The sequence below is a fragment of the Cryobacterium sp. 10I5 genome, from assembly GCF_035019865.1.
GTDB lineage: Bacteria > Actinomycetota > Actinomycetes > Actinomycetales > Microbacteriaceae > Cryobacterium > Cryobacterium breve_A.
Window position 1 is genome coordinate 1 of sequence record NZ_JASJVI010000143.1, and the last position, 5,075, is coordinate 5,075.

A 5,075-nucleotide genomic window follows, 5' to 3' on the forward strand; every position below is an offset into this window, starting at 1 on the left:
CGCCCGCCCCCATCGCCCGAGCGCATGGATGACTTCTTCGCGTTCCTGAAGGCTCGAATGGAGCAGTCGCGAAAATGGGCTCCGATCGCTCGGGACTACGCACTCTTCCGGACGCTCTATCACGCAGGTCTTCGCTCTGCAGAGTCCTCGACGTTGGAAATCCGCGATCTTCATTTTGACCGAGGCCCGTTCGGGAAGATTCACGTGCGTTTGGGTAAGGCGGCGAAAGGCTCCGGTCCCAGGCCACGCTGGGTGCCCATGCTGGACGATCTGGGCCTGATCCTGCATTGGTATCTCGACGAGGTCCGCCCCAAATTTCGAGGAAGCAGCCCGGCCCTGTTCTGCGACGAGGGCGGCCGATTCATGAATTCAGGATCGATCCGTAACCGGTTGGCGGCCCTGTGCAGAGCGGAGGGCCGGCCGGTCCACGAGCAGTTCAGCCCTCATAGTCTGCGGCATGCCTGCGCGACGCGCAACTACGAGCGCGGTGTCGATCTCGTCGCCATTCAGCAGATGCTGGGCCATTGGAATGTGGGCACGACGATGCGATATGTGACGCCCTCATCTACGTTCGTCGAGGACGCCTATCGTCGTGCCCTCACGACCACTCTCGCCGAAGCGACCAAGGAGGAATAGGACATGGCAGAGTTTCGCTGGCGGCTCCGGATGGCTGCCGCTCAACGAGAAGTGTGGACCGGTGCTCAACTGCGGCGCCTGTTGGTCGACAAGGCCGGTCTGGAACTCTCATCCGCGTCGATCTCCGCCTTGATGACTCAACAGCCTTCGCAAATTAAGCTCGCGACTCTGGCCGCATTGTGCCAAGCGCTGGACTGCACCGCAAATGATCTCCTCGAACTTGATACGACCACCGACATCGGCAACGGGACTCCGCCAACCCCGGTCACGCAGGAGCCCCTCCGAGCGGCGGCCGGTCAGGAACGGTCTCGGGCCTCGCGCAATACCCCGCCACCATTCTGATGACGCTCGTCGGCAACTGCATCGACTGTGGAAGCCCCAATCTCCATGCTCGGGGTCGCTGCACCTCGTGCTATTGGAAAGCCAAACGCGAGGCCACGATGGAACCGTGCCCACGGTGTGGCCAACGGCGAGTGCTCCGTGCGGAACAGGACCTGTGCGGGATGTGCGTGCGCCGAGCTCGTCCCCGGAAAGAACCGACACCGCGAAACTGCGACCAGTGTGGCCGTCTGGCCAAACACGCAGCTCACGGACTATGCACGGCCTGCTATCAAAGGACCCACAACTCCCTGATCGACCGAACAGCCGCCGCTCTTATCCGGCTCGGGGCGAGCATTCCCAACTGGTTCGAACCCCTGGTCGACGACATCGGCGACCGATTCGTCAGCGCAGTAGCGGTGCGACACCTGCGGCAGATCGAACACCACCTAATCCAAGGAGTCTGCACTCCCGAAGCTCTGGTCCGCGCGCTGCGTTCACCCGGACGATCACCGGGCGACACCGCCCGAATCGTCAATGAGTATTTCGTCACGAATGGGCTCGGATCCTTCCTCCAAGACGAGGAAGACCGCCGGAGCGCGGGGCGCCGAGAGCGCCGCCTGGCCCGCGCCCCCATCCCCTTCCGCCCGGCCGTGGCAGCCTTCTGCGACTATCTCCTGCGATCGCGCACTCGAGCAAACCTGGTCGGCGGCCGCGGACTCAAAGACGCCACGATCGAGGCCCGACTGGCTGATGTCGCGGCCCTGGCCAACTTCCTCGAGAGACGCGGCATCAACGATTGGGCCGCCGTCACCGCCGGCGATATCGAGGAGTTCCTCGGGAGCCGCTCCCGGCATCGGCTAGCCAGCTTCCGCATGTTCTTCACCTTCGCTGGCAAACGAAAGCTCATCCTGATCAACCCGGCCCTCGGTCTGACTCGACCACGCCCAACAGGCTTCGCCGGACGAACGCTCAACAGCGCCGAACAACGCCGACTTATCCATCGGTGGATACTCACCACCATCGACCCGAGAGAGCGCGTGGTCGGACTATTCGCTCTTCTCCACGGTATGAGCAGCCGTCAGATCCGCGCTGTTCTGGTCTCGGACATCAGCACAAAGGCAGGGACGATGGTCATCGCGGGACGGCCGTATAACGTGCCGCTGGACCCCATCACGCTCGCTGCTATCGATGCGGTGCTGACGGCGCGGCTGGCGCTGCGAACGAACAACCCGCACCTCGTCCTCACGAAAGACTCACGCGCTCACGAAACTGCAGCGTCGCCGTATTTCATGACTCATATTCTCGATCCGGCCGGCGTCACGCCAGCTGTCCTGCGTCAAACCCGTCTCGCCGATCTCGCCCACTCCCACGACCCGAGACTGGTCGCCGCGGCATTCGGCATGACAGCCGGCGGCGCACTGCACTACGTCTTCGATGCTGTCGACCGCGAGGAAGAAGTCTTCGCTTCAACCTATGAAGATTAGGTATCAACTCGCATACGTCAACTTGAACGTATGCGGCTTCGCGGGATGCAGGTTCGACGAGACCGCGATGGATCGTTTCTCGTAGGCCGCATCGACGAGTCGATAGAGGCCCTCCGCGGCGTCGGCCCCGACTTCGAGGAGCCCGATGTCATCGATCACGATCAGGTCCGAGCGCAGGATCCGGGCGACGACCCGGCCGACGGAGTCGTCGGCGCGGTGCGCGCGGACGAGAGCGCCGAGGTCCTCAAGGCGGAACCACGCGACCCTCATCCCGGCCTCGACGACTTGCTGGCCGAGGGCCTCGAGGAAGAAGGTCTTCCCAGTCCCGGAGGGCCCGCAAACGACGACGTTCTCCTTCCGGCCGATCCATTCCAACGTCCGGAGGGCCTGCTGGGTGGGGGCCGGGATCGAGGACGCCGATTCGTCCCAGGTGTCGAATGTTTTTCCTGTGGGGAACCCCGCCGCTCGCCTCCTGGTCGCGAGCATCGACCGGGACCGGCCGGTGACTTCCTCAACGAAGAGGGCCTTGATGATCTCGACGGGTTCCCAGCGTTGCGCCCGGGCGGTCGCGATCAGTTCCGGCGCCAGGGCGCGGGCGTAGGGCATCTTCAACTGCCGCATCAACGCTTCCAGGTCCGCGGGCAGCGCGGGCGCGGCGGCCTGGGTGACGCTCACGCGCTCTGCTCCAACTCGTCATCGGCGGCTTGCCCGATCGCCGCCCACCCGGCGGTGCCCTGCGCGAGCGAGCTCGTCTCGCCCGCCGTGCGTGCCTGCGGACGGATCGAGCCTGCGCTGAGGAGGGAGGCGAGGTCACCGGTCGCGAAACGACCATAAGTGGCCGCCTGCCCGAGGGCCTCATCGACCGGGGCGGTGCCGCTGATCTTCGCCAACGCGACGGCCTCGGCCATCTTCACGTTCATCCGCGCGGTCCCGGCCGCGGCCGCTTCGAGTAACCACGCGTGCGCGCCAGCCCCGATGGCCAGGAACTCCGTCTCCGCTGCGCTGCGCGGGGTGATCGTGTAGTCGCCCGGGATCTTCTCCCGATGGTCGGGGAAGTGCGCGTCGTCGATCTTCGGGCTGCCCGGCCGGGCCCGCCGGTGCCGGGCGACTTCAACGGGCCCGTCACTGCCGACGTGGACGATGACGACCTGCTCGGAGGCCCCGACCCCGTGGCTGCGGACGAACACACGGGCGCCGAGCAAGTGCGCCGGCACCGAGTACTGGCCGTTCTCGAACGTGACCATCGGCGTGTTCTCCGGGACGGCTCGCGTCAGGCCCAGCGCGACGGTGTGCGCCGTGTCAGGGACCCGGTGCAACCGGGGCCGTTCCTCCTCGAGCATCACCGACGGCTTCCGCCTGGTGGCGCGGTGCTCCCGGGTGTTGACCAGGGCCATGAATGCTTCGCAGGCCGCTTCGACCTCGGCGAACGAGGCGTATTCGGGCCGCAGGTTGGTGTCTTTGGGCACGATGTCAGCCTTGGCGAGCTTCACCGAGGACTCCACCCCGCCCTTGGACGCAGGATCCGCGGGCTGACACGTCAGCACGCTCACCCCGTAGTGGCGGGCGAAGTCCACCGTCTGCGGATTCCGCACCGGCACCCCGGCAACATGGGACACGGTGACCGTTTTCTCGTTATCGGTCAGGACGTAGGTCGGCGCGCCGCCAAGGAGCCGGAACGAGCGATCCAACGCGGCGAACACGCTCGGCGCCGTCCGGTCCCGCAACGCGATCACGATCCGAAACCGCGACCACGCCAGCCACGCGACGAACAACACCGTCTTCTTCCCATCGATGACGGGGCCGTCGCCGAAGTCATACTGCAACCACATCCCCGGCTCCGTGATCCACGGCCGGTGCACCCGCACCCGACCGAGCCGGAACGCAGCGCGGACCTGCGCGACCGCCCGCCGCGTCGACCGCTCCGAACCCGCGTAGCCCAGACCGATCAGTTTCGCGTGGGCCCGGTCCGCACGGATCTTGCCCTGCGACGCCTCCACCCATTCCTCGATCTTGGGCAGGAACGGGTCCGTGACCCGGCCCCGGTAGGCGGGCTCCGCGAGCGGCCGGCCCGCATCGCGCGCGGCGACGTGCCGGGCGACGGTGTGATGCGAGCAGCCCGTGAGCTCGGCCGCGGCACGCAACGACTCAGTCAGGTCGTAGGCAGCGAGTATTTCCATGATTTCTCCGTCAAACTTCATTCAGGGCCTCTTCCTGGGCGACTTTGATGCGACTAGACACCGTCATCAAATCCCAGGAAGGGGCTCCCGCCACGTAACCGGGCGGGGGTTCAGAAATAGAAGTGGGCAGATCTCATGGCCACCAACGGGCCGTTCTACTGGCCATCAGTGGGCACTTCCGTGGCCGCCTATGGGCAGTTTGGCATGGCCGCTAACAAATGGTCCTGGCTTGGTTCCGCGCGGATGTCAATGAGAAACCGTGTTCAAGGCCTCCGCATGCCTCATAACCCTAGAGATATAAAACGTCTCACGACTCCCGTTTCTCGCCTTCGCAGATCGACGGAATCTCGCCTGCAGCAATTCTCATGACTACGTCACACAACCTCCTGCTTGAATTGCAGTACTCACCGTTAGTTCTGAAACACTCGGGATCACCAGTTCCGACCTTGCCGTTCCC

Annotated in this window: 5 protein-coding genes; 3 read left to right on the forward strand and 2 right to left on the reverse strand. The window is 65.1% G+C overall.

The genetic code is table 11. From position 1 onward, the window contains the following. The 3 genes from QN350_RS18880 to QN350_RS18890 form a co-directional block, all read left to right on the forward strand. Positions 1 to 636 (forward strand): site-specific integrase (locus tag QN350_RS18880; RefSeq protein WP_323517105.1); only part of this gene is annotated, 636 nt, incomplete at its 5' end. 3 nt (positions 637 to 639) lie between these two features. After that, positions 640 to 978 carry a helix-turn-helix transcriptional regulator gene (locus tag QN350_RS18885; protein WP_322135572.1) on the forward strand — a complete coding sequence of 113 codons (339 nt, stop codon included), beginning with the start codon at positions 640 to 642 and terminating at the stop codon, positions 976 to 978. A gap of 395 nt (positions 979 to 1,373) precedes the next feature. Next, entirely contained in the window at positions 1,374 to 2,441 is a 1,068-nt protein-coding gene (locus QN350_RS18890) for a hypothetical protein (protein ID WP_322140880.1), read from the forward strand. 3 nt (positions 2,442 to 2,444) lie between these two features. Here the strand turns inward: QN350_RS18890 and QN350_RS18895 are convergent, their stop codons facing one another. Both QN350_RS18895 and istA read right to left on the reverse strand, forming a co-directional pair. Continuing rightward, positions 2,445 to 3,116, reverse strand: a complete 672-nt coding sequence (locus QN350_RS18895) for an ATP-binding protein (protein ID WP_322140259.1) — start codon at positions 3,114 to 3,116, stop codon at positions 2,445 to 2,447. Next, on the reverse strand, positions 3,113 to 4,639 hold the full coding sequence (istA, locus tag QN350_RS18900; protein WP_322140260.1) for an IS21 family transposase: 1,527 nt from the start codon (positions 4,637 to 4,639) through the stop codon (positions 3,113 to 3,115). Before istA ends, QN350_RS18895 begins: the two co-directional genes overlap by 4 nt. Positions 4,640 to 5,075 lie beyond the last annotated feature (436 nt).

Excerpts from the sequence above, each read along its gene's own strand:
- QN350_RS18885 (WP_322135572.1), top strand. The coding sequence starts at position 640 with ATGGCAGAGTTTCGCTGGCGGCTCCGGATGGCTGCCGCTCAACGAGAA.
- istA (WP_322140260.1), bottom strand. The coding sequence starts at position 4,639 with ATGAAGTTTGACGGAGAAATCATGGAAATACTCGCTGCCTACGACCTG.